The sequence below is a fragment of the Arthrobacter sp. AOP29-A2-19 genome, from assembly GCF_058138025.1.
In genome coordinates, this window is the sequence record NZ_CM176894.1 from 1,252,582 (window position 1) to 1,275,761 (window position 23,180).

The 23,180-nt window shown below is 69.3% G+C and carries 18 protein-coding genes; 9 read left to right on the plus strand and 9 right to left on the minus strand.

Annotation, left to right across the window (positions count from 1 at the left end):
- Nucleotides 1-247: 247 nt before the first annotated feature.
- Nucleotides 248-994 carry an SDR family oxidoreductase gene (locus AC3ZJJ_RS05740; protein WP_489894390.1) on the plus strand — a complete coding sequence of 249 codons (747 nt, stop codon included), beginning with the start codon at nt 248-250 and terminating at the stop codon, nt 992-994.
- Between the two features lie 87 nt (nt 995-1,081).
- Here the strand turns inward: AC3ZJJ_RS05740 and AC3ZJJ_RS05745 are convergent, their stop codons facing one another.
- Nucleotides 1,082-2,776, minus strand: coding sequence for a VanW family protein (locus tag AC3ZJJ_RS05745; protein ID WP_489894392.1), 1,695 nt, complete (start codon nt 2,774-2,776; stop codon nt 1,082-1,084).
- Nucleotides 2,777-2,905: 129 nt separating this feature from the next.
- Nucleotides 2,906-3,817 carry a phosphoserine phosphatase SerB gene (serB, locus tag AC3ZJJ_RS05750; RefSeq protein ID WP_489894394.1) on the minus strand — a complete coding sequence of 304 codons (912 nt, stop codon included), beginning with the start codon at nt 3,815-3,817 and terminating at the stop codon, nt 2,906-2,908.
- 113 nt (nt 3,818-3,930) lie between these two features.
- On the opposite strand from serB, the gene AC3ZJJ_RS05755 reads away from it, so the two are divergent.
- From AC3ZJJ_RS05755 to lplAB, 5 genes are all read left to right on the plus strand, one after another.
- Nucleotides 3,931-4,722 (plus strand): ABC transporter ATP-binding protein, encoded by a 792-nt coding sequence (locus AC3ZJJ_RS05755; protein ID WP_489894396.1) that lies wholly within the window; start codon nt 3,931-3,933, stop codon nt 4,720-4,722.
- 13 nt (nt 4,723-4,735) lie between these two features.
- Nucleotides 4,736-5,533: a sulfite exporter TauE/SafE family protein gene (locus AC3ZJJ_RS05760; protein ID WP_489894398.1), complete on the plus strand. Its 798-nt coding sequence runs from the start codon at nt 4,736-4,738 to the stop codon at nt 5,531-5,533.
- A complete protein-coding gene (locus tag AC3ZJJ_RS05765; protein ID WP_489894400.1) occupies nt 5,533-6,339 on the plus strand; it encodes a TrmH family RNA methyltransferase in 807 nt (268 codons plus the stop codon). The genes AC3ZJJ_RS05760 and AC3ZJJ_RS05765 overlap by 1 nt, the downstream gene beginning before the upstream one ends.
- Before the next feature lie 142 nt (nt 6,340-6,481).
- Nucleotides 6,482-6,736, plus strand: coding sequence for a type B 50S ribosomal protein L31 (locus AC3ZJJ_RS05770; protein ID WP_489894402.1), 255 nt, complete (start codon nt 6,482-6,484; stop codon nt 6,734-6,736).
- Nucleotides 6,737-6,829: 93 nt separating this feature from the next.
- A complete protein-coding gene (lplAB, locus tag AC3ZJJ_RS05775; RefSeq protein ID WP_489894404.1) occupies nt 6,830-7,975 on the plus strand; it encodes a lipoate-protein ligase LplAB in 1,146 nt (381 codons plus the stop codon).
- Between the two features lie 18 nt (nt 7,976-7,993).
- Here the strand turns inward: lplAB and AC3ZJJ_RS05780 are convergent, their stop codons facing one another.
- The 5 genes from AC3ZJJ_RS05780 to AC3ZJJ_RS05800 form a co-directional block, all read right to left on the minus strand.
- The gene (locus tag AC3ZJJ_RS05780) at nt 7,994-10,831 is read right to left on the minus strand and encodes a Pls/PosA family non-ribosomal peptide synthetase (protein WP_489894406.1); all 2,838 of its coding nucleotides are present in this window, start codon (nt 10,829-10,831) and stop codon (nt 7,994-7,996) included.
- A gap of 49 nt (nt 10,832-10,880) precedes the next feature.
- A complete protein-coding gene (sbnA, locus tag AC3ZJJ_RS05785) occupies nt 10,881-11,900 on the minus strand; it encodes a 2,3-diaminopropionate biosynthesis protein SbnA (RefSeq protein ID WP_489894408.1) in 1,020 nt (339 codons plus the stop codon).
- Nucleotides 11,901-12,308: 408 nt separating this feature from the next.
- Nucleotides 12,309-12,959, minus strand: a complete 651-nt coding sequence (locus AC3ZJJ_RS05790) for a dihydrofolate reductase family protein (protein WP_489894410.1) — start codon at nt 12,957-12,959, stop codon at nt 12,309-12,311.
- A gap of 91 nt (nt 12,960-13,050) precedes the next feature.
- The gene (gene pepN / locus AC3ZJJ_RS05795; protein ID WP_489894412.1) at nt 13,051-15,711 is read right to left on the minus strand and encodes an aminopeptidase N; all 2,661 of its coding nucleotides are present in this window, start codon (nt 15,709-15,711) and stop codon (nt 13,051-13,053) included.
- Between the two features lie 88 nt (nt 15,712-15,799).
- Nucleotides 15,800-16,831: a YeiH family protein gene (locus AC3ZJJ_RS05800; RefSeq protein ID WP_489894414.1), complete on the minus strand. Its 1,032-nt coding sequence runs from the start codon at nt 16,829-16,831 to the stop codon at nt 15,800-15,802.
- Nucleotides 16,832-16,938: 107 nt separating this feature from the next.
- Between AC3ZJJ_RS05800 and AC3ZJJ_RS05805 the strand changes: the two genes are divergently transcribed.
- The 3 genes from AC3ZJJ_RS05805 to AC3ZJJ_RS05815 all read left to right on the plus strand — a co-directional run bounded on the left by AC3ZJJ_RS05805 (nt 16,939) and on the right by AC3ZJJ_RS05815 (nt 20,394).
- Nucleotides 16,939-18,507, plus strand: coding sequence for a circularly permuted type 2 ATP-grasp protein (locus AC3ZJJ_RS05805; protein WP_489894416.1), 1,569 nt, complete (start codon nt 16,939-16,941; stop codon nt 18,505-18,507).
- Between the two features lie 112 nt (nt 18,508-18,619).
- A complete protein-coding gene (locus AC3ZJJ_RS05810) occupies nt 18,620-19,546 on the plus strand; it encodes an alpha-E domain-containing protein (protein ID WP_489894418.1) in 927 nt (308 codons plus the stop codon).
- The gene (locus tag AC3ZJJ_RS05815) at nt 19,543-20,394 is read left to right on the plus strand and encodes a transglutaminase family protein (protein WP_489894420.1); all 852 of its coding nucleotides are present in this window, start codon (nt 19,543-19,545) and stop codon (nt 20,392-20,394) included. Before AC3ZJJ_RS05810 ends, AC3ZJJ_RS05815 begins: the two co-directional genes overlap by 4 nt.
- Before the next feature lie 7 nt (nt 20,395-20,401).
- Here AC3ZJJ_RS05815 and AC3ZJJ_RS05820 read toward each other — a convergent pair whose 3' ends face one another.
- Both AC3ZJJ_RS05820 and glgC read right to left on the minus strand, forming a co-directional pair.
- Nucleotides 20,402-21,880 carry an SDR family NAD(P)-dependent oxidoreductase gene (locus AC3ZJJ_RS05820; RefSeq protein WP_489894422.1) on the minus strand — a complete coding sequence of 493 codons (1,479 nt, stop codon included), beginning with the start codon at nt 21,878-21,880 and terminating at the stop codon, nt 20,402-20,404.
- Between the two features lie 32 nt (nt 21,881-21,912).
- A complete protein-coding gene (gene glgC / locus AC3ZJJ_RS05825) occupies nt 21,913-23,154 on the minus strand; it encodes a glucose-1-phosphate adenylyltransferase (protein ID WP_489894424.1) in 1,242 nt (413 codons plus the stop codon).
- Between the last annotated feature and the right edge of the window lie 26 nt (nt 23,155-23,180).

Sequence of the window (23,180 nt, forward strand, 5' to 3'; positions counted from 1 at the left end):
CATTGCATCTCGTGCCGTCCCGATGATGTCGCTGAACCTGGGTGTACGCCAGAAGCCGGCGGTATCCCGCGTTAGGACTTGCCCCGGCTGGGCTCCGGGAATTGTGCACACCTATCCTTGGAGGTTTCCTACAACCATGCCCGGCGGCCATGCTGGCAAGATGGTCGTAGGCGCCCCCCTCAGTACGGGCACGTTTGAAGCATCCCCACAACCGCGGGCGGAGCCCGCATTCCCCTAGGAGTGTTTGATGTCAGATCTCACCGGCAAGTCGGCCATCGTTACCGGATCCTCGCGGGGCATCGGCGCTGAGGTTGCCAAGACCCTGGCCGCGCAGGGCGCGGGCGTTGTGATCAACTTCCGCCAGAAGGCGCCGCGCGCCAACAAGGTGGTCCAGGGAATAGTCGACGCGGGGGGCCGCGCCGTGGCCGTCGGCGCCGACCTGACGACTCCGGAGGGCGCCCGTGCCTTAGTGGACGCGGCCGTCGAAAACTTTGGCAGCCTGGACGTGCTGGTGCTCAACGCCTCCGGCGGCATGGAAACCGGCATGGGTGAGGACTATGCCCTGCGCCTCAACCGCGACGCCCAGGTCAACATGCTCGAGACCGCGGTGGAGGCCATGCCGGCCGGATCGCGCGTGGTGTTCGTGACCAGCCACCAGGCGCACTTCATCGACGACGTGGCCACGATGGACGCCTACGAGCCGGTGGCCCGGTCCAAGCGCGCCGGCGAGGTGGCTCTCCGCGAGCGCATTCCCGCACTGGCGGAGAAGGGCATCTCGCTGGTGGTCGTCTCAGGTGACATGATCGAGGGAACGATCACCGCGACCCTGTTGGACCGTGCCGAGCCCGGCGCGATCGAGGCGCGGCGCGAGGCGGCCGGCAAGCTCTACAGCGTCGAGGAGTTCGGCGCCGAAGTGGCGCGCATGGCCACGGCCGACGTCGAAACCGGCCACACCGAATTGGTCGGCGGCGCGGGGGACTTCCTGAAGAAGTAGATTCTGCCCCGCGGGGCAGCGAAAAGCCCGGCCGCCGGCGAGCCCCCAAGGGGCCCTCCGGCGGCCGGGCGTTTTTGTGCCGCCGCCCTACGGTTTGGCGCCGCAGACCACCTTGTTCCAGGGTCGGTAGGTCCAGGTCAAGGTTTCCTTGGGCAGCGTCTCGGTCGCCGAGCTGCGCTCCCGGGTCACGTTGACCGTGAAACCCTTCTGGCCGCCGGACTCCGCCACGCAGTCGTCCGCGGTGTTGTACTCAGTCGTCGGGTTCTTCAGGTTGTAGTGGTCCGACGTCGTGGTCTTGACGTCGTACTTCTTTGTGCCCCACAGGCGCGTGTGCACGCGGTTGTCGACCCAGGCCTGGATCATCACGGCGTGGTCGGTGTTGTTGCGCCACTTCATGTCGATGACACCCTCCCAGAGGGTGGCCTCGCGGCCCGCCGGGTAGCGGTCGAACCAGCGGCTGTGTGGCTGGTGCTCGACGTCGTCCATGCCCGCCAGGAAGCCCGCGTTGAACAATTGCGTGGAGATCTGGGACAGGCCGCCGCCGACGGCCTCCGAGGAGAATCCGTCCACCACGACGCCGGACTTGTAGTAGCCGTTCGCGGTGGTGATCGGCCCGAGCGCCTTGGCCAGGGAGAACGTCTCGCCGGGCAGGACCACGACGCCGTTCAGCCGTTCCGTGCCGGCGTACAGGTTCTTGGTGCGCACCGCGTCGTAGGCGGGATAGGGCGTGGAGAAGTCCACCAGCGTGTCCTTGACCCCCAGCGCCTTGGCCTCTGCCGTGGTGAGCTCCGGTTCCGTCACCGCCAGCTTCACGCTGGCCGTGCGGCTGTCGGTGGTCGCCGCGGCGAGGACCTTGGCGGCCAGGCCCGACGTGTCGACGCCGCGCCCCTGGACCGCGGGCACCACGGTGGGGCGTCCGTTGGACAGCACGATCCGCGCGTCCTTGGCGGTGGAGGCCATGTTCGGGTTGGCCTGGAGCAGAGCGTCGGCCAACGCGCCGTTGTCCAGGGACATGGTGACCTTCCCGGCTTCCGCGGTGAACGTCGCGGCCCCGGCCAGCGCGGCGGGGGACAGGTTGGCCCTCAGGTTGCCCGCCTTGACGATGACCGGCCCGGCGACGAGCGGCTCCGCCTGGTCCTTGAGCGCCGCCGCGAAGGCCGACGCCGGTGTCTGCGGTTCGGCGACCTCGGCCGGCAGTTCGATCGGATCACTCGCTCCGAACCAGGAGTCGGCGACAGTGTCCACGGCCTCGTCGACCTGCAGGACGGAACCGGCGGCCGGCTCGGTCACCACGGGCTTGGCGTCCTTAAAGGCGATCTTGCCCTCGACCGGCTCGCCGTCGAGCTTCTTCGCGGCGGACTCGATCGCGCCGCGTAGCTTCTCCTCGTCGGTTTCCAGCACCGGGTCGACGGCCTCGCCGCCGGCGAGCCGGTGCCACAGCACGGTCGGGTTCAGCGTGTACCCCGTCTGGCCCTCCAGCGTGGCGGGCACGTCGAGCGTCAACCCCGCGGCCGCCGGATCCAGCCGCGCCGTCCGGCCACCCGCGGTGAGGGCCAGGTCGCGGGCGGCGACGGGCGCCAACTCCTCCTGGAGCGTGAGCGCGGCCCGCTCGGCGTCGAGTCCGCCGATGTCCACCCCGTGCACCGTTGTCCCCGAGGGGATCTGACCGCCCACGAGCCACGCGCCGCTTGCGTACGCGCCGGCCATAAGGAGCGCCGCGGTGCCGCCGATGATCAGGCCCTTGCGCGGACCCCGGCCGTTGTTGCTGCGCGCCTTTACCACTGGGTCATCCCGCTCCATCCACGTTGGTGGCCTGCCCGGCACAAGCCACCCGTCTAGGGTAGCCCCCGTGGCCGGGGCGCCACGGCGCCGCCCTGCGCCCGGCGCCGGGCGTTGCGGGATCGTTGTGGATCAGATGCCGGCGAAGTGCCGCACCACGTCGAGGCGCGGGAAATCGATGGCCGCCCCCGCATGGTCCCTCAGTGCGGGCTTGGCGTTGTAGGCGACGCCCAGTCCCGCGGCCAGGACCATGTCCAGGTCGTTGGCGCCGTCGCCGACCGCGATGGTGTGTTCCAGGGGTATGCCCAGCGACGCCGCCCATTCTCGCAGCCGCGCCTCCTTGGCCGCCGTGTCGACCACGCTGCCGCGGACGGTGCCGGTCAGCAGCCCGTCCTCCACGCCGAGGTCGTTGGCCATGGCGAAGTCCAGGCGCAGGTCCTCGGCGATCGGTGCCAGGATCTGGATGAAGCCGCCGGAGACGACGCCGACGGCATGGCCGGCCGCGTGGAACGCCTCGACGAGCTCGCGGGCACCGGGGGAGAGGACGACGGCGGCGTGCACGGCCTCGATGACGCCGGCGTCCAGCCCCTCGAGTGTGGCCACCCGGGCGTGAAGGCTCTGGGCGAAATCGATGTCCCCGCGCATGGCGGCCTCCGTCACCGCCGTCACCTCCTCCTCGCAGCCGGCGTGGGCGGCCAGCAATTCGATGACCTCCTGCTGGATCAGCGTGGAGTCGACGTCCATCACCAGCAGCAGGCGGGGCGCCGTGGCCAGCGCTGCGGGAACGACGGCGGCGCCCGTTCCGGCCGGGAACCCGGCGGCCGCCGCGGCCACGGCCGCGCGCAACGCCTCGACGTCGTCCCCGTCGACGCCCAGCCGAGCGCCGCTGGCGCCGGCGCCGGAGAACGGCTCGTGGCTGGAGATCGTGAATCCCGCGCCCTCGATCGCCGCGGCGAGGCCTTCGGGCTCCACCCCGTCGCGGCCGTTCGGGACGACGCCGCGGTTGCTGGGGGCATAGTGGACTACGAAGGCGGTTCTTTGCATACTATGATTCTCCCGCCTCCGGGGCTGTCGACGCTAATCGTGACACGGGGAATCGGTTCGCCTCGGGCCCCACGTTTGGTTGTTTCGACGGCCACTGGCCTAGTGTTTTCCCCATGAGTGAAGTGCTGGGTTTCGCCGGCGTCAACGTGGTCCGCGGGCGCAAGAGGCTGTTGAAGGACGTCGACTGGCAGGTCAAGGACGGCGAGCGGTGGGTGGTTCTTGGGCCGAACGGCGCGGGAAAGACCACGTTGATGCAGATTGCGGCGACCCGCATGCACCCCAGCTCCGGGCTTGCCGGAGTCCTGGGCGAGGTCCTCGGGGCCGTCGACGTCTTCGAGCTGCGACCGCGCATCGGGCTATCCTCGGCAGCGCTGGCCAGCCACATCCCGGAAAACGAGACCGTGCTCAACGTGGTGGTCACCGCCTCCTACGGAACAACCGGCCGTTGGCGGGAGGAGTACGAACAGGTCGACGAGCGCCGGGCGTTCTCCCTGCTCCACGACTGGGGCATGTCCACCATGATCAACCGGCCCTTCGCGTCCCTGAGCGAGGGCGAGCGGAAGCGCGTCCAGATCGCCCGCGCGCTGATGACCGATCCGGAGCTCCTGATCCTCGACGAGCCGGGCGCGGGCCTTGACCTCGCCGGCCGCGAGGACCTGGTCGCGCGGCTGGCCGAGCTCGCGGCGGACGAGGACGCCCCCGCGATCGTCCTGGTGACCCACCACCTCGAGGAAGTGCCGCCGGGCTTCACCCATGCGCTGCTGCTGCGCGAAGGGGCGGTCGTCGCGGCCGGACCCATCGAAGAGACGCTGACCGAGGAAAACCTCGGCGCCGCCTTCGACCTGCCGCTCAAGGTGGCGTCCCAGGGCGGGCGCTACACCGCCGTGGCACGCCCCCGCGGCTAGCCGCGCCGTTTCCGTGGAGTTTTGGCGCGAGGCGCTCATCGTCGTGGCCGGCCTCTGGGCCGGCACCATCAACACCATCGTCGGATCCGGATCCCTGGTGACCTTCCCGGTGCTTGTGGCACTGGGCTACGCCCCCGTCAACGCCATCATCTCCAACGCCATGGGCCTGGTCGCCGGCGGCTTCTCGGGGGCGTGGGGGTACCGCCGCGAGGCGGCCAGCGTGCCGCGCACCCTGCTGAAACTTCTGCCGGTGTCCCTGCTGGGCGGCCTGGCGGGCGCCTTCCTGCTGCTCCACCTGCCCGAAGAGGTCTTCGGGTACTTGGCGCCGGTGCTGATCCTGGTCGCCGTGCTGCTGGTGATCTTCCAGCCGCGACTCTCGGCCTGGTCCAAGCGCCGACAGGACATGGAACACGTTGCTCCCGAGGAGGCCGACCGGTTGCGGCTCCCACCCGTCCTCTACGTCCTCGTTTTCCTCATCGGGGTGTACGGCGGCTACTTCACCGCCGCGCAGGGCATCCTGTTGATGGGTGTCCTCGGCATCTTCTTCCACGGCTCCCTCCAGCAGTCCAACGCCATCAAGGTGATCCTGTCCCTGGCCGTGAACCTCATTGCCGCCTGCTCCTACCTGCTCTTCGCGTTCGGGCGCATCAACTGGCTCGTGGTCCTGCTTATCGCGGTGGGTTCGCTCGTCGGCGGGCTCATTGGAGCGCGGATCGGGCGCCGGCTGTCGCCGTTCTGGCTCCGCGGAGTCATCGTGGTGCTCGGCGTGGTGGCCCTGGCGACCATGGTCTCGAAGCTGATCAACGCCTGATGCCCATCATCGAGCTGGAATCGTACAGCGACCCCCGGGTGGCCGACTACGTCAGCCTGAGCGACGCGGCGCTGCGCCAGCGCACGGATCCGCAGCGCGGTCTCTACATCGCCGAAAGCTCGAAAGTCCTCCGCCGCGCCCTCGCCGCCGGGCACGAGCCGCGGTCCTTCTTCCTCGCGCCGAAGTGGCTCGACGGGTTGTCGGACGTGCTCGCCGAACACCCGTCCGTGCCCGCATTCGTCGGAGTCCCCGGCGTTCTCGAGGAGATCACCGGCTTCCACCTGCACCGTGGGGCGCTGGCGGCAATGAACCGCCCGGCACCGCGGCCGGTGGGGGAACTGTTGGCGTCCGCCCGCCGCATCGCCGTCCTCGAGGACATCGTGGACCACACGAACCTCGGCGCCATCTTCAGGTCCGCGGCGGCGCTCGGCATCGACGCGGTCCTGGTCACGCCGCGGTGCGCCGACCCGCTGTACAGGCGGTCGATCCGCGTGAGCATGGGCGCGGTCTTCCAAGTCCCATGGGCGCGGCTCGAGTCCTGGCCGGGCGGCTTGGACCTTCTTCGCGGCGAGGGCTTCACGATCGCGGCGCTGGAGCTGGCGGAGGACGCCTCGAGCATCGACGCCGTCGCGGCGGAGAACATCGACCGGCTGGCGCTGGTGCTTGGCACGGAAGGTGCCGGAGTCTCCGGCGCGGCGTTGGAATCCTCCTCCAGGACCGTCATGATCCCGATGCGGCCCGGCGTCGACTCCCTCAACGTCGCCGCGGCCTCCGCCGTCGCGTTCTGGGAGCTCCGCGCCCGCTGACGTACACGCCGGGCGCACCCCGGCGCGACTTGGGACGAGGCGTCCTCGTGGGCTATAGTTGAAAGTCGGTTCCGTGTCGAACGGAGCGTCTTATCCCGAATGGCCGCTGGCAAAATCCAGTGGCTCGAACAAAGGTTTACGCATGAAGGCTGATACACACCCGCAGTACGCGCCGATCGTGTTCAACGATCTGGCCTCCGGCGAGAAGTTCCTCACCCGGTCCACCGCCACGTCCAAGAAGACCATCGAGTGGGAAGACGGCAACACCTACCCGGTCATCGACGTCGAAATCTCCGCCGCCTCGCACCCGTTCTACACGGGCAAGCAGCGCATCATGGACTCCGCCGGACGCGTGGAGCGCTTCAACGCACGCTTCAAGAACTTCGGCAAGAAGTAGCCTTACGGCCCATGCCGCAAAGGGATCCCTTCGGGGGTCCCTTTGTCGTTAAGCTGTCCCCGCCGAGCCCGGCCGCTGGCTAGGATGATTCACATGCCCAACGACTCCTTCCCAGCCCCCGAGCCCCGCCACCCCGAGACCGGGCGACAGGCGGCCGGCCACTCGGAGGGAACGTCGCACCACGGCGAGTACAAGGTCCCGGGCGGGAAGCTGGTGGTGGCCGACGTGGAGACGCGCGCCGAGGGCGGGGAGCCTCGCATCAGCGCCGCCAACATCAACGGCGATTTTTTCCTGGAGCCCGACGAGGCCCTGGACGGCATCAACGCGGCGCTGGTGGGCCTCCCGGTGTCCACCCCGCACGGGGCCATGCGCGACGCAGTCGCCAACGCCGTCGATGCGGACACCGTGATGTTCGGGTTCGATCCCGAGTCGGTCGCGATCGCCGTCCGGCGCGCGCTGGGCCACGCCACCACCTGGGCGGACCACGCATGGGAAGTCATCCCACCGGTGGCGCTGCCCATCGCCGTGCAGGTTGCCCTCGACGAGGTGTTGACCCGGGAGGTTGCGGACGGCAGGCGTCCTCCCACCCTCCGGCTGTGGGAGTGGAACGAGCCCGCCGTGGTCATCGGCAGCTTCCAGTCGGTGCGCAACGAGGTGGATCCCGGCGGCGCCAGGCGCCACGGCGTGACCATCGTCCGGCGAATCAGCGGCGGCGGCGCCATGTTCATGGAGGCGGGAAACTGCATCACGTACTCCCTATACCTTCCGGTGTCGCTCGTCGACGGCCTGTCCTTCGCCGATTCCTATCCGTTCCTCGACGCCTGGGTGATGGAGGCGCTCTCCGGCCTTGGGGTGGAGGCGTTCTACAAGCCGCTCAACGACATAGCCACACCTCAGGGCAAGATCGGCGGCGCCGCGCAGAAGCGGCTCGCCGGGGGAGCGATGCTCCACCACGTGACCATGTCCTACGACATCAACGCGGACAAGATGACCGAGGTGCTGAGGATCGGACGGGAGAAGTTGTCGGACAAGGGGACCACCAGCGCCAAGAAGCGAGTCGACCCGCTCAAGCGGCAGACCGGCAAGAGCCGCAGGGACATCGTCAGGACAATGATGGACACCTTCTCGCGCCGCTACGGCGCCCGCCAGGGAACGATCGGCGATGAATCGCTCGCCGCGGCCGAGCGCCTCGCGGACCAAAAATTCCGGACAGCGGAGTGGCTGCATAGGGTGCCGTAGTTTGCCGAGCGGGGGCGCTTATGGTGCCGGGCTTGCCATGGCCGCGGGGGACGCCGTGGTGGTACGGGCCTCGGAGGCCGGGTTGCCGCCCCACAGGCAGCCCCGGGTGAGGGTCTCGCCCTTCATCACGAAGGAGTCGGCGGCGACGACGACGCCGTCCTCGACGGTGACGCCGTAGTGCACAAGGGCCGCGACGCCGAGCGTCACGTTGTCGCCGACAACGTCGCGGTCCGACTTGAAGACGCCGTCCTCTTGGGAATGGCACTGTATATGGGTGCCCGTGTTGAGCGTTGAGCGGGAGCCGATCGTCACCAGGGTCCGTTCGGGGATCGAGCAGCCGTCGTCGAAGACGCGGGTCCCGATCCGCACGCCCAGCAGGCGCCAGACCAGTGTCTTGAACGGGGTCCCGTTGAGGAGGTTCATGCGTCGGCTCTGGATCTGCAGCTTCCAGTACCGCTCGTGCCACCAGAAGTACGGATAGTAGATGGAGCACAGCTGGGGTTGCAGCCGCCGGAACCCCCTCACCAGGTGCTCGATGAAGACTGAGACCAGCACGCCAACGAGGAGTATCACGGCAAACGACGCGCTGAGGGCCAGGAAGCCGAGTCGGTCGGACAGTTCGAGGGCGGCGAATAGCGCGAGCATGGCCAAAGACGCGTCGAACCACCGGACCAGCAGCACTAGGGCCATGGTGCGCAGGTTGTGCCGGTTCTTGGCCGCGAGGTCCCGCCGGAACCGGGCCCGGCCGGCATGCTCGTCCGGCAAGGCGTCTCGCAGGACCGAGCGGGGGATCTCGAACGGCGGCGATCCGAGCAGGCCGACGTCGTGGCGCACCGGCCCGTCGACGGGGACCATCACCTTGGTCGCGAGCAGGCAGTTGTCCCCGGTCCTGGCTCCGGCCGGGTAGAGGACGAAGTTGCCCAGGAAGCTGTGGGCGCCGACCTCGGCCGGGCTGACCTTGAACGACGTCGCCGAGTAGTCGGTGTTCATAAACGACACCCCGTCGGCGATCATCGTGCCGGTGCCCACTGTCGACAGGTACGGGTTGTCGTGCTTGAACTCCGTGCCGAAGTTCGAGCCGGTCTGCTGGAGTTGCGGCTGTTTGTAGCCGATCGACCGCACGTAGTTCACCACGTACGAGCTGTCGCCGAACAGCGATCCAAAGAAGCGGCTGTTGGTCAGCCGTTCCACCGCCCGCTCGGCCGCGTGCCGCAGCCCGAACAGCGGATACACCGTGTCGGGCTCCAGGGCTCGTTGGAGCAGCCGCGGCAGGGTTGACATAACGGCCAGCGCCACCACCGATCCGCCGAGGACGCCCAGCCCGGCGAGGGCGACGGCGTCGGCGTAGAACGTCCAGTTCGCGAACGCCAACGGCTGCGCCTCCAGGAGGGCCGCCACGGGCGGGTAGGCCAGGACGGCCAGCGTGATCACCAGCCCCAGCATGATGCGGCCCAGGCCCAGCGTCGCAAAGAGCTGGGACATGGCAAAGACTCCGCGGCGCCATGGCCGGTACGGCATGGGGTCGATCGTGCCGAAGTCCACATCCGTGCGCCGGCCCGGCGAGCCGTGCCAGCGCTCGCCCCCGGGGACGGCCTGTCCCGTGTAGAGCGTGGACCGGTGGGCCAACTGCGAGCCGTCACCCATCTCCGCGTTGATGTCCAGGACGCTGCCCTCGCCGATGATCACGTCCCGGCCCAGCGTCACGGGCCCGAGTTGCAGGACGCCGCCGTGGGCGCGGTAGCCGTTGGCGACCACGTCCTTGCGGATGACCGTCCCCTCCCCGATGGTGAGCAGGTCGGTGCAGACCGGGAGGCGCTTGGTCAGGATCGTCACGTTGCGGCCCACCGTCGCGCCCATGGCGCGCAGGTAGAAGGTCGTCAGGGGGGATCCCGTCATCAGCGCGAGGGGCGAGGTCCGCATCAGGGTCCTGACCAGCCAGAAGCGGAAGTAGTCCAGGCTCCAGATGCGGATCTCCCGGGGCCGGAAGCGCCCGATGATGAGCCACTTCCCGGCCACCGGAAGGATGCACATCAGCACGAACGTGGCCGCGGCGAAGGCGACCGAACGCAGGTATAGCTCCCAGAAGCTCGTCCCGTGGGCCAGCCAGTGGTGGTTGCCCGGCCCCGCGTCGGGGAACATCCAGTAGTACCCCACTACAGCGACCACGCCCGCGAGCAGGCAGTAGCCGACGTAGACGAGGACCTGCAGGGCGCCGCAGAGGACGTATTCCCACGTCCGCGCATCCATGGGAGCCGGCGTTTCCGGCACGGACGCCAGAGTGGGCGAGGGGCCCTGTGGCCGGTCCGGCTCCGCGGAGCCCTGCAGCGAAGCGGCGAGGCCGGCGAGGGTCGGGTTGCCGTAGATGTCCTTCATGGACACGGTCGGCAGGTCCGGCTGCTTGCGCACCCGCGCGCAGAACTGCGCCATCACCAGCGAGTCCGCACCGAGGTCGTCGAAAAAGTGGGCGTCCGCCGGGACCTGAGCGATGCCGAGCACACCGGCCAGCACCTCGGCCAGCCGTGCCTGAAGGGACACCTGCTCAGCGGGCGCCAGGGCCGCGGCCAGGGCCGCGATCGTCGGGTGCTGGTAGACGTCCTTTATGGACACGGCCGGCAGGTCCTGCTGCTTGCGCACCCGGGCGCAGAACTGCGCCATCACCAACGAGTCCGCACCCAGTTCATGGAAGAAGTGGGCGTCCACCGGGACGTCGTCCTTCTTCACCACCGCGGCGAGAACGTCCGCCAGCCGGCGCTCGAGCGGGATGTCCGTGCCGGGCCTCCCGGTTGTCGGTGCGGATGGTGGGTTGCTTCGCGAGGGGTCTGGGGGCGTCGACACGGTGTCGACGAGCTTTTTCACTGCGAGATACTCCTTGGTGGGGAAGTCGCCACGGAAGCGGCCGCCGGCTCTACCGGCGCATTCCGTGGCTCTGCCGCTGCGTGGTTGCTCGGCCGGGCGCGGCGGGCGCGTCGTCGCTGGCGAGCGCGTCGGCCCCGAAGTTGTCGAGTACCCAGTCGGGCTGGTAGATGGTGTCCAGGTACGGGCGGCCCAGGTCCGGAGAGATGGCCACCGCGGTGAGGTCCTGCGCGTGGTGGTCCGCGAGCCAGGTCATGGCGCCGTGGACCACGGTCCCGGTGGAGCCGCCGAACAGGAATCCGCGCGCGGCCAGGCGGTGGCAGGCGCGCACCGTGTCCAGCTCCTCGACCATCACGACGTCGTCGATGAAGGACTCGTCGAGCTGGGGCGGGCGCATGCCCATGCCCAGGCCCGGGATCAGGCGGGTGCCGGGCTGCCCGCCGAACGTGACCGAGCCGGCGGCGTCGACGGCGACGATCCGGACGCCGGGCCGGTGCTCGCGGAAGTACCGGGCGCACCCCATGAGGGTGCCCGTGGTCCCGGCGCCCACGAACAGCACGTCCAGGTCCGGGAACTGGTTGGCGATCTCCGGGGCGGTCCAGCGGTAGTGCGCCCCCCAGTTGCCGGGGTTGGCGTACTGGTTGAGCCAGACGTACCGCTTGTCGGACCCGCACAGGTCCCGGACGTGGTTGAGCCGGGCGCCGAGGAAGCCGTCGACGGGGTCCGGCTCGGTGACCAGGTCCACCTGCGCGCCGAGGGACTCCATCAGTTGGCGGGTCGCGGGGTTGCAGCGGGGGTCGATCACGCACACGAAGCGGTAGCCCTTGCTGGCGGCGATCATGCTCAGCGCGACGCCGAGGTTCCCGGAGGAGGATTCCACAAGCACGGAGCCGGGGCCGATCAGGCCCTCCCGCTCGGCGCGCTCGACCATTTCCCTGGCCGGCTTGAGCTTGATCGAGCCGGCGAAGTTGAAGCCCTCGATCTTCAGGTACAGGCGGCGACCCAGCACGCCCTCCAGATCCACGAACAGGCTCTGCTCGTTGAACAGGTGCGGATCTTTGATAATGGGCATGGTGTCCCTCGGTCTCGTGCCATGAGCTCGGCCCTTGGGGGCCGGCCGGGACGATCGGTCGGATCCCGCCGCTACGCGGCTTCCGCGGTTGTCGCCCGGAGGGGTTTCGGGTGTTTGGAGTGGACGGGCGGCAGACGCGCGCCGTCGGGCGAACCATGGACGGTTTCGCCGGATTCTGGCATCACACGGCTCCTCATCTCTCGATCTCTCTGCGTTGCTTGCGGGCCCCCTCCAGGGGCGGCGTGGCCCTGTTGCCGACAACACGCGCAGTCAAACAGGGGGGCGGATTCGAAGACACCAGCAGAATGCTCCCGCCGCGGTGGATTGTGAATACTTAGGCCATCGAGGGAACCGCACTTTTTGTGGAGTCCACGGTGCGTTCGGAACCCGTGGAACGCGCCGCCCACCCTAGTCGTCCGGCGCGGCCTCGTCGTCGAACCCCGGAGCGGTCAGGCGAACGTGCAGCACGCCGGATTCGCCCTCGACAGGCCTGTCCACCACATAATCCGCCCCGGCGCCATGTTCGAACAAGCGCTCTCCGGCTCCGAGCAGGAGGGGGACCACCACCAGGTGGAGTTCGTCGACGAGCCCGTCCAGCAGGAAGCGGCGCACGGTGGCCGCGCCCCCGCCCAACCGGACGTCCTTGCCGTTCGCCGCATCGAAGGCGATCTCCACCGCCTCGGCGGCATCCACGTCAAGAAAGTGGAAGGCGGTGCCCCCGCGCATCTCCAGGGACGGGCGGAAGTGGTGGGTGAGCACAAACACCGGATGTCCGAAGGGCGGTTGCTCGCCCCACCAGCCGCGCCACGAGTTGTCCGGCCAAGGCCCACGAACGGGGCCGAACATGTTCCGCCCCATGATGGTTGCGCCGATGCCCTCGTCACCGGCCGCGCGGTAGGCCTGGTCCACGGCGTGGAGCTCGCCGTCCGCTGCTGACCTGAAGAGCCAATCGTGCAGTCTTTCGCCACCGCGGCCCAGGGGCTGGTCGACGCGTTGGTCGGGGCCGGCCGCATAGCCGTCGAGGGAGATGCAGAAATTGTGTACGCGTAGCTTCTGCATCCCGGCCTCCTGGCTCCAAGTGGGGGGCAAGGCATGCCCGCCACGGCCAGAATAGGCTCCGCGCGTCCGATGGTCGACGCTTGGCCCGGGCCTACTCCGAGGTTTGCCTCGGGGCGGCAGTCAAGGCCTGCGCCCGCAGGGACCTGGCCAAGTGGTCGCGCTGTTCCAGCACGATTCGCCGCAGGGCGCGCGGTGCGTCGGCGTTTGTGTCCAGCCAGCTGTCGGCGGCCAGCAGCACGGGGTGCGCGTCCGGCCCCTCGGCGCCCAGGTCCTGGTGCAGGGGGAACAGGCCCTGAACCACGCGCGTCGCCTGCCCGATGCTCATGGCCGACCAGACGCCCGTCAGCGCCGGCCAGTATTCGTCATAGAAACCGTCCAGCAAGCCGTGGGAGCCCAACCGGAAGCCCTGGACCGTGGCGGTGAGCGCGTCGTTGGAGAGCGGACGCCCGTCCGGGGCCGTTCCGGCGAGTGCCGCGTCCCACGCCACGCGCTTTACGGCCGGGACCGGCCGCGCGGCCACGGCCAGGGCGTGACCCACGGATGCGACGGCGGTCGGGACCGCCGCCAGTTCACTCTCCAGAGTCGCGGCGTCGATCCGGCCGCGCGCGGCCCCCGCCTGCAGCAGCGCCCACCGCAGCTCCTCGTCCACGGCCAGCCCCGCGACCTCGAGGGATCCGTCCAACAGCCCGGCGACGGCCGCGTCCGCCCCGCCGTCGCGGGCCAGCGCGGCGAGCCCCCGCGCATAGGCAAGCTGCCTGTCCGATCCGGGCTCGGCCGCCAGCAGGAGTTCGAGGACGCGGTCGATCGTCGGCGTGTGCTCCCTGGTCCGCGCATCGGGGGGCGAATACAGCGCCAACGCGGCGCCGGTCTGGTCCAACAGCAACTGGAGGACACCGACCTCGTCCACGGAGTCGGCCATGCGCCGGACGGCGTCGAGGAAGACGGGCGCCGGCAGGGAGGCATCGCGCACCATGTTCCAGAGCGACGCCCACGCCGTGGCGCGCGCAAGGGGCTCGCCCAGGGTGTCCAGCGAGGCGAGCAGGGTCGCCAGGGAATGGTCGTCGAACCCGACCTTGGCATAGGTGAGGTCGGCATCGTTGGGAAGCACCAGCGCGGGACGGGGGCGCCCCACAAGATCCGGAAGCGCAGTGTCGTCGCCCTCCACGTCGATGTCGAACCGGCCCCGGCGCGTCAGCGCGCCGTCGACAAGCTCGAACACTCCGAGCCGCATCACGTGGGGACGGACCACCCGCAGGCCCGTGGCCGGGTCCGTGCACCGCTGCGCGAGACGGGCGGATGTGACGATGCCACCGGAGTCGGTTTCGATCTTCACGCCAAGCTCGGGAACCCCGGCGGTCTCCAGCCATGCCGCCGACCAGGCGCGCATGTCGCGCCCCGAGGCCTCTTCGAGGCCGCCCAGGAAGTCCCGCAAGGTTGTGTTCCCGTAAGCGTGCCGCCGAAAGTATGTCCGGACGGCCGCCGTGAAGTCGTCGCGGCCCACGTAGGCCACCAGCTGCTTGAGCACAGAGGCGCCCTTGGCGTAGGTGATCCCGTCGAAGTTCTGCCGTGCGGCCTCCAGGTCGGGGATGTCCGCGACGATCGGGTGGGTGGTTGGAAGCTGGTCCTGCACGTAGGCCCATGCCTTGCGGCGGTTCGCGAAGGTCACCCAGGCCGTCTTGTGGTCCGTGGCCTCGTCGACCGCCAGCGAGCCCATGAAGTCCGCGAAGGATTCCTTCAGCCAGAGGTCGTCCCACCAGCGCATGGTCACGAGGTCACCGAACCACATGTGTGCCATCTCGTGCATCAGCGTGTTGTCTCGGCCCTCGTATTGGGCGTCGGTGGCTCGCGAGGTGAAGACGTAGGACTCGGTGAATGTCACCAGCCCGGGGTTCTCCATGGCGCCGAGATTGTACTCGGGCACAAAGGCCTGGTCGTACTTCCCCCACGGATACGGGTAGTCGAACAGGGCATGGAAGAAGTCCAATCCTCGCTTGGTGGTCGAGAACAGCGCGTCGGCGTCGAAGTGCGGGGCCAGGGATGCCCGGCAGGCCAGACCCAGCGGAACATCCAGGACGGTGCCGTCGGCGAGCTCGCCACGCCAATGGTCCGTCACATGGTGGTAGGGGCCGGCGAGCACCGCGGTGATGTAGGTGGACATGCGTTCGGTGGGCGCGAAGCGCCATGTGGCGTTGCCGTCCCCGTGATCCACGCGGTCGGCGACGTCCCTGTTCGACGCCACGTGCCACGGGGCGGGCGCGGTGACCGAGAACGTGAATTCCGCCTTGAGGTCCGGCTGCTCGAAGTTGGCGAAGACACGGCGGGCATCGGCCGGCTCGTATTGCGTGTAGAGGTAGGTCTCGCCGTCCGAGGGATCCACGAACCGGTGCATGCCCTCGCCGCTGGTGCTGTAGAGCGCCGTGCCGTCGACGACGGCGGTGTTCTCCCCCTCCAACGCCGCCAGCAGGATCCGGGATCCCACCACCGCGTCGCTCAATAGGAGTTCGCGCCCGTTGAGGACGACGGAGTCGACGCCGCCGTGGATGAAGTCCAGAAACGTCGACGAACCCGGCCGGGCCGAGAAGCGGATCGTCGTGCGGGAGCGGTAGCCGGCCACGGACTGGTCGCGGGCCGCGGACACGTCCAGCTCGACGTCGTACGCCCGCGCGGAGACAGTGCGGGCGCGCCCGGCGGCCTCCTCACGCCCGAGGTTCTGGTTGCTGGGACCCGATGGCACGCCTGGCTGCTCTTCCACCGGGCCATTCAACCATGAAATGAGTGTTTTAGATCACTGTTGCGCCAAGGTTTCTTGCCGAACGCGGAACTCGGCCCGGCCGGTCCGCTCAGCCCGCCAGGACGTGGGCCGCGGCCAGACCGGCCCCCGCGACGACGGCCCAGGCGGACAGTGCCACCGCAGTCGCACGCCCCGCGTTGCGGAACAGCGCCACCAGGTCCATTGCGTAGCCCAGTCCCACCAAGGCGGCGCCAAGCAACAGCTCCTGCGCCACCCGGGCAGCTTCGAGGAGATCCTCCGAAGGCAGGCCCGTGGAGCGCACGGCCACCATGGCCGCGAATCCGGCCACGAAGAGCGGCACCAGCGGCGTTCGCGCGCCCCCCGCGTGGGCACCCGAGCGCCGGGCCGCCAGGGATCCGAGCAGCGCGACCGGCGCCAAGGCCAGCACACGCACCAGCTTCACGACGACGGCCGCGGCCAGTGCCGCAGTGCCGGCGGTCTGGGCGGTCGCCACGACCTGACCCACGTCGTGGACGGAGGCGCCGACCCAGTAGCCGAAGTCCACCGGGGCGAGCCCAAACAGGGGGGCGAGCGCGGGGAGCACCGCGATGGCGAGGGTGCCGCACAGGGTCACGAGCGCCACGGGGGTCGCGGCGTCGCGCTGCGTGCCGCGCGCCTGGGCCATGGCACCGATCGCGCTCGCCCCACAGATGGAGAAGCCCGCAGCGAGCAGCACGGGTTCGTCGCCCGGGAGGCGGAACAGGCGCGCGAGTGCCCAGGTGCCCGCGAAGGCCACCGCGACAACCCCCCCGATGGCGCCGATGCCGAGCCAGCCGAGGGCCGCGACGTCCGCAATCACCAGTTGCAGGCCCAACAGCACGATGCCCACGCGCATCAGCCGCCGCGCGGCGAAACCCATGCCCGGCAACAGCCGGGCGCGCATGGCCGTTGCGGTGGGCGGCAGCGGCATGTTGGACGCCACCGCGCCCAGCACAACGCAGGCGGTCAGGGCCGGGACGGCCGGCATCGCGGCGTGGGCGCCGAAGGCCGCGGCCACGGCGGCCGCGGCCGCCAGCAGGCCCGGCGCAAGGGACGCCAAGGGGCGGAAGTGTGCCGCCGGCGGGTGCAGGTTCGGCCGCATGGAAACCTTTCTCGGGGAAAGCGATGCCGGGCGGGCCGCGCAACGCCACATCGGATTCGGGCGTCATTGGATGCGATTGGTGCCCCCGGCATGACAAGGTTGAGCCTATGTCAGATCTATTTGAGGACTACGCGTTGGCCCAGGGCCGCTCCGCGGCGTTCGACGAGATGTTCCGCCGCGACCATGGTGTCCGCGATGTCTACGGACAGGTTTCGGCGGCGCTGGGCAGGCTCACGCCGTCCGACGTCGCAGCCCGCGCCGACTCGATGGCCAGAACCTTTCTCGACCGCGGTGTCACGTTCGACTTCGCGGGGGAGGAGCGGCCGTTCCCGTTGGACATCGTTCCGCGCGTCATCTCCGGGGACGACTGGGACATCCTCGAACGCGGGGTCAAGCAGCGCGTGCGCGCGCTGGAGGCGTTCCTCGACGACGTGTACGACAAGATGAACGTTGTGGCCGACGGCGTGATCCCGCGTCGGCTGGTCACGTCCAGCGCGCACTTCCACCGCCAGGTCCACGGCTTCCGGCCGGCCGGCGGAGTCCGCGTCCACGTGTCCGGGATCGACGTCGTCAGGGACCAGGAGGGCACGTTCCGCGTCCTCGAGGACAATGTGCGCGTCCCGTCCGGCGTCTCCTACGTGATGGAGAACCGCCGCGCCATGGCGAAGGGACTTCCGGAGGCCTTCGGCCAGCAAAACATTCGCGGCGTGGACGAATACCCCCGCCGACTGTTGTCCGCCCTGCACAAGACGGCGCCCGGGGGAGTCGACGACCCGAACGTCGTTGTCCTGACTCCCGGCGTCTTCAACAGCGCGTACTTCGAGCACACGCTGCTCGCGGGGCTCATGGGCGTGGAGCTGGTCGAGGGCCGCGACCTGGTGTGCCGCGGAAACCGCGTCTACATGCGCACCACGGAGGGCGAGCAGCGAGTGGACGTCATCTACAAGCGCATCGACGACGAGTTCCTGGATCCGCAGCAATTCCGCTCCGACTCCGTCCTGGGATGCCCAGGGATCGTCAACGCGGCCCGGGCCGGGAACGTCACCATCGCCAACGCCGTGGGCAACGGGGTGGCGGACGACAAGCTCGTCTACAGCTACGTGCCGGACCTGATCCGCTACTACCTCCACGAGGACCCGATCATCCCCAACGTGGACACGTACCGCCTGGAGGAAACGGAGGCACGGGAGGAGGTCCTGGACCGGCTCGAGGAACTCGTCGTCAAACCGGTCGACGGATCCGGCGGCAAGGGCCTGGTCATCGGCCCGGACGCGAGCCGCGAGGAGTTGGACGCCCTGCGCGTCCGCGTTCAGAAGGATCCGCGCGGGTGGATCGCCCAGCCCGTGCTTCAGCTCTCCACCGTGCCGACCATGTCCGGCGACCGCTTCAGTCCCCGCCACGTGGACCTCCGGCCCTTCGCCGTCAACGACGGCGACGACGTGTGGGTCCTCCCCGGGGGCCTGACGCGCGTCGCGCTCAAGGAGGGCTCGCTGATCGTGAACTCCTCGCAGGGCGGCGGATCGAAGGACACGTGGGTTGTGGACGAGTCGGCGCAGCCCGCCAGGCCGGCGGCGGCCCCGGAGACTGTCGCCGCGCGCCCGCGCAGGAACGTGTGGCCGATCGAGGTGGGCAAGCGGGACGCCGAGCCCGGCGAGCAGCAGGAGCAGCAGCAGTGACCCTGAACCCGCAGACATCCATCCACCGCGCCACCGGCGCACGGGCCGCGCACAACCACCGCGGCGCGGAACGGCGAGCAAACGGCCCCCTGGCCGGGAACGGGAGGCCAGCATGCTGAGCCGCATCGCAGAATCGCTGTTCTGGATTGGACGCTACATCGAGCGAGCCGACGGAACCGCGCGCATCCTCGACGTCCATCTGGAACGGCTGAACCAGTTGCCGCTCGCGGAACAGCGCACGGCCTCGCAGGAGCTCCTCGCTGTGATGGGGGTGCGCTCCGACGGCGAGGACTTCGACCTTTCCGACCTGCTGCACCACATGGCCTACGACAGAAACAACGCCGCCTCTATCGCCGGCGCGCTCGGCGCCGCGCGGGAGAACGCCCGCCGCGCGCGCGAGACCGTGTCGTCCTCGCTATGGGAGACACTGAACGCCACCTGGTACGGGCTCGGCCAGCACCGAAAGGACGTGGTGGGCACGTTCCGCTTCTGCCACTGGGTCCTCGAACGGACCGCCATGGTGCGCGGCTCTGCCGACACAACCATGAGCAAGGACGAGTCCTGGAACTTCCTGATGCTCGGCCGCTCTCTGGAGAAGGCCGACATGACGGCGCGGATGCTTTCGACTGCGGACACGCAGGCGTCGGGACTGTCCTGGGTGAACATGCTCAGGTGCGCCGGGGCCTACGAGTCCTTCCTGCGGACGCAGCGCGCCGCCTTTGGCGAGAAGTACGCGGCGGAGTTCCTGTTGCTGGACCGGCTTTTTCCGCGCTCGATCGTCTACTCGTTGACCGAGGCCGAGGACTGCCTGCAGCGCTTGGACCCGTCAAGCCAGCGTGTGGGATTCCACAGCGACGCCCGCCGAATCGTTGGCCAGGCCCGATCCTTCCTTGAGTTCCACCAGTCCGAGGACCTGCTCCTCGAGCTCCCGGAGCACATGGAACGCGTCCAGAAGGCCTGTGCCCAAACCTCGGATGCCATCAGCCGCAAGTACTTCTCGCGGGCAGCAGACACCGCCTGGGTAGGAGAGATTTCATGACCCGCCTCAAGATTCACCACCGGACCCGGTACGACTACTCGGGCCGCGTGACGCTGTCCTACAACGAGGCGCGGATGTCGCCACTGACCGACGCGCAGCAGGTTGTCCTCGAGAGCAACGTGTCCGTGCTGCCCGGCGTGGCCGTCACGAACAACTACCGCGACTATTGGGGAACGCGGGTGACCGCGTTCGACATGGCCGGCACGCACGACCACCTCCAGGTCGATGCCGAAGCCACCGTCGAGGTGCACCGCACCGAGCGTCCCGCCGGGCCCGACGCGCTGGTTGGTTGGGACGTGCTGGAGGATGGCCGGGCCATGGACGACTTCGCGGATTGGCTGCCCCAGTCCAGGCTCAGCGAGCCGGGGCCCGAGGTCCGCGAGGCCGTGGCCGGTCTGCGCCAGCTGCCGACGCCGCATGAGGCCGCCGTGTCCGTCCTCGCCTGGATCCGCGGTACCATGGAGTATGTGCCCGGCGTCACCGGTGTGCACTTCAACGCGGAGGACGCCTGGCGGGAACGGCGGGGCGTGTGCCAGGACCTCGCCCACCTTGCCCTCGGTGCGCTCCGGTCTCTCGGTATCCCCGCGCGCTACGTCTCCGGATACATCCATCCCCGCCCGGACGCCGCGGTGGGGGAGACCGTGGCCGGGCAGTCGCACGCCTGGATCGAATGGTGGGACGGCGAATGGCGTTCCTGGGACCCGACCAACCACAAGCCCGCCGGAGACCTGCACGTCTCCGTCGCCCGCGGCAGGGACTATCGCGATGTCAGCCCGCTGCAGGGCATCCAGGCGGGCGGCGGCGATGCGACGCTGACGGTGAGCGTCCTGGTGACGCGCGTGGCCTAGCCGGCGCCTACCAGGACGAGGGGCGGTAGTCCTTGATGAAGCAGCCGTAGAGGTCCACCCCGCGCTCGCCCTCGACGATGGGCTGGTACACGCGGGCGGCGCCGTCGATCAGGTCCAGCGGCGCGTGCCAGCCCTCGGCGGCGTGGCGGATCTTGGAGTCGTGCGGGCGTTCGTCGGTGATCCAGCCGGTGTCCACGGCCGTCATCAGGATGCCGTCGGTCTCGAACAACTCGTCCGCGGACGTCCGCGTGAGCATGTTGAGAGATGCCTTGGCCATGTTGGTGTGCGGATGGCCGGCTCCCTTGTACCGGCGGGAGAACTGTCCCTCCATGGCGGAGACGTTGACCACGTACTTGCGGCGAGCCTGCGCGGCGGCCAGCGCCGGGCGCAACCGGCTGGCCAGCAGGAACGGCGCGGTCACGTTGCAGAGCTGGACCTCTAGGAGCTCCAGGGCCTCTACCTCGCCGAGGGTCTGCGTCCAGCTGTTCTCGCTCACCAGGTCCGGGACCAGACCGCCCGCATCGATCGCGGTTCCCGCGGCGATGCGCTCCAGTGAGGCCGATCCGGCCTTCATGGCCAGCTCGGCGAGTCGCTGCGGATCGACCGGCCGGGCGGGCTCCAGCGTCCCGGCCGCCAGGTCGAACGCCGCGGCGAGGGCCTGCGGGTGGGCCTCGGGCGCGTGGCCGGCGCCCCAGACCTCGGGGCCGCCGCGCGCGGGCGTCAGAGCCTCGGGCAGAGGCACGGACTCGGCATCGATCAGGTGGCGGTAGGCGTTGCCGGTCCGCCGGACGGTCTGCGCCGCGTTGTTGATGAGGATGTCGAGGGGCCCCTCGGCCACCATGCGCTCCGCGAGCGACACCACCTGCGAGGGGTCCCGCAGGTCGATGCCCACGATGCGCAAGCGGTGCAGCCAGACCCCGCTGTCCTCCAGGGCGGCGAACCGCCGGGCGGCGTCGCGCGGGAAGCGGGTGGTGATGGTCGTGTGCGCGCCGTCGCGGAGCAGGCGAAGGGCGATGTGCATGCCGATCTTGGCGCGCCCACCCGTCAACAGCGCGGTCCGCCCGGTGAGGTCCACCCGGGCCTCGCGCCAATGCCGTCCATCCGCCGCGCAGTCCGGGCACAACAGGTGGTGGAACGCATCCACCTTCGTGAACGGCTGCTTGCAGACGTAGCACTTGCGGGGCTGCCGGTACTCGCCCGCCGTCGCTCCCTCGGCCGACGATGCCAGCGCCAGGCCCTCGGTCTCGTCGTCCAACCGGTCGGCGGCACCGGTCGCCGTCCGCTGCATGGTGATGCGGTCCGCCTCGAGTTCCTCGAGCCTGGCCGTGGTGCGGCGGTGCTTCTTGACGGCCTTGAACATCTTGCCCGTGGCGCGGCGCACGGCGACGAAGCGTTCGTCGTCGTCTGGCAGCACGTGGACGGCGTCGAGGACGCGCAGGCAGGCCTGCAGCTCCTCCGGAGTAAAGGGGTATTGGGCATCAGTCATGACCCGAGAACTCTACCGCCCGGAACGGGCTATTACGGCATGATCACTTGGCCCTTGCTGAGCACTGTGATGCCCGACTCGGTCACGGTGAAGCCGCGTTCGCGGTCGCGGGCGGGGTCCACCCCGATCTCCGCGCCATCCGGGACCACCACGTTCTTGTCGAGTATGGCGCGGTTCACCCGCGCGCCCTCTCCGACCACCACGTTGTCCAACAGAACGGAGCCGGTGACGTGGGCGCCGTTGCCCAGGCGCACGTCGGTCGAGAGAACAGAGTTCTCGACCCGCGCTCCGGAGATCAACACGCCGGCGGCGAGGATGGAGTCGTGCGCCTCGCCGTTGGTGCCGTCGGCCCCGCGGACCAGCTTTGCGGGCGGCGAAACGGTCTGCCGGGTGAACAGCGGCCACTCCTTGTTGTACAGGTCGAACTGCGGGATGGGTGCGATGAGGTCCATGTGGGCGTCGTAGTAGGAGTCCAAGGTGCCCACGTCGCGCCAGTAGCGTCCGTTGCCCGGGTCCTCGCCCGGCACGGGGTTCGCGGAGAAGTCGTACACGCCACAGTCCCCGCGTTCGACGAAGTGCGGGACGATGTCCCCGCCCATGTCGTGCTTGGTGTCCTGGCGCGCGTTGTCCTCCTCGAGCGCGGAGATCAGCGCGTCCGTGTTGAAGATGTAGTTGCCCATGGACGCCAGGAACATGCCCGGGTCGTCGGGGAGGCCCTCGGTGGTGGCGGGCTTCTCGACGAAGGCGCCGATCCGGTCGGGGCGCGCCGGGTCCACCTCGATGACGCCGAACTGGTTGGCCAGCTCCAGCGGCTGGCGGACCGCCGCCACGGAGGCGGAGACGCCGGCCTTGATGTGGGCGTCGAGCATGTCCGAGAAGTCCATGCGATAAACGTGGTCCGCGCCCACAACAACGACGTATTCGGGGCGCGCGTCGTGGATCAGGTTCAGCGACTGGTAAATGGCGTTTGCCGATCCGAGGAACCAGTCCTTGCCGAGCCGCTGCTGTGCAGGGACGGAGGCCACGTAGTTGTCCAGCAGAACGGACATGCGCCAGGTCTCGGAAATGTGGCGGTCGAGGCTGTGCGACTTGTACTGCGTCAGGACGACGACTTTTCGGTACCCGGAGTTCACGACGTTGGAGAGCGCGAAGTCGATGAGGCGGTAGCTCCCGGCGAACGGCACGGCGGGCTTCGCCCGGTCCGCGGTCAGGGGCATCAGACGCTTGCCTTCTCCACCGGCCAGGACAACGGCTAGGACCTTCTTCGTCGGCATGCGAACTCCCTCGATTGTTGCCGGGC

What these genes read in the sequence shown, in the direction of transcription:
- AC3ZJJ_RS05740 (WP_489894390.1), top strand. Translation starts at nt 248, where the DNA reads ATGTCAGATCTCACCGGCAAGTCGGCCATCGTTACCGGATCCTCGCGG.
- serB (WP_489894394.1), bottom strand. Translation starts at nt 3,817, where the DNA reads ATGCAAAGAACCGCCTTCGTAGTCCACTATGCCCCCAGCAACCGCGGC.
- AC3ZJJ_RS05755 (WP_489894396.1), top strand. Translation starts at nt 3,931, where the DNA reads ATGAGTGAAGTGCTGGGTTTCGCCGGCGTCAACGTGGTCCGCGGGCGC.
- AC3ZJJ_RS05765 (WP_489894400.1), top strand. Translation starts at nt 5,533, where the DNA reads ATGCCCATCATCGAGCTGGAATCGTACAGCGACCCCCGGGTGGCCGAC.
- AC3ZJJ_RS05770 (WP_489894402.1), top strand. Translation starts at nt 6,482, where the DNA reads ATGAAGGCTGATACACACCCGCAGTACGCGCCGATCGTGTTCAACGAT.
- lplAB (WP_489894404.1), top strand. Translation starts at nt 6,830, where the DNA reads ATGCCCAACGACTCCTTCCCAGCCCCCGAGCCCCGCCACCCCGAGACC.
- sbnA (WP_489894408.1), bottom strand. Translation starts at nt 11,900, where the DNA reads ATGCCCATTATCAAAGATCCGCACCTGTTCAACGAGCAGAGCCTGTTC.
- AC3ZJJ_RS05790 (WP_489894410.1), bottom strand. Translation starts at nt 12,959, where the DNA reads ATGCAGAAGCTACGCGTACACAATTTCTGCATCTCCCTCGACGGCTAT.
- AC3ZJJ_RS05800 (WP_489894414.1), bottom strand. Translation starts at nt 16,831, where the DNA reads ATGCGGCCGAACCTGCACCCGCCGGCGGCACACTTCCGCCCCTTGGCG.
- AC3ZJJ_RS05805 (WP_489894416.1), top strand. Translation starts at nt 16,939, where the DNA reads ATGTCAGATCTATTTGAGGACTACGCGTTGGCCCAGGGCCGCTCCGCG.
- AC3ZJJ_RS05810 (WP_489894418.1), top strand. Translation starts at nt 18,620, where the DNA reads ATGCTGAGCCGCATCGCAGAATCGCTGTTCTGGATTGGACGCTACATC.
- AC3ZJJ_RS05815 (WP_489894420.1), top strand. Translation starts at nt 19,543, where the DNA reads ATGACCCGCCTCAAGATTCACCACCGGACCCGGTACGACTACTCGGGC.
- AC3ZJJ_RS05820 (WP_489894422.1), bottom strand. Translation starts at nt 21,880, where the DNA reads ATGACTGATGCCCAATACCCCTTTACTCCGGAGGAGCTGCAGGCCTGC.
- glgC (WP_489894424.1), bottom strand. Translation starts at nt 23,154, where the DNA reads ATGCCGACGAAGAAGGTCCTAGCCGTTGTCCTGGCCGGTGGAGAAGGC.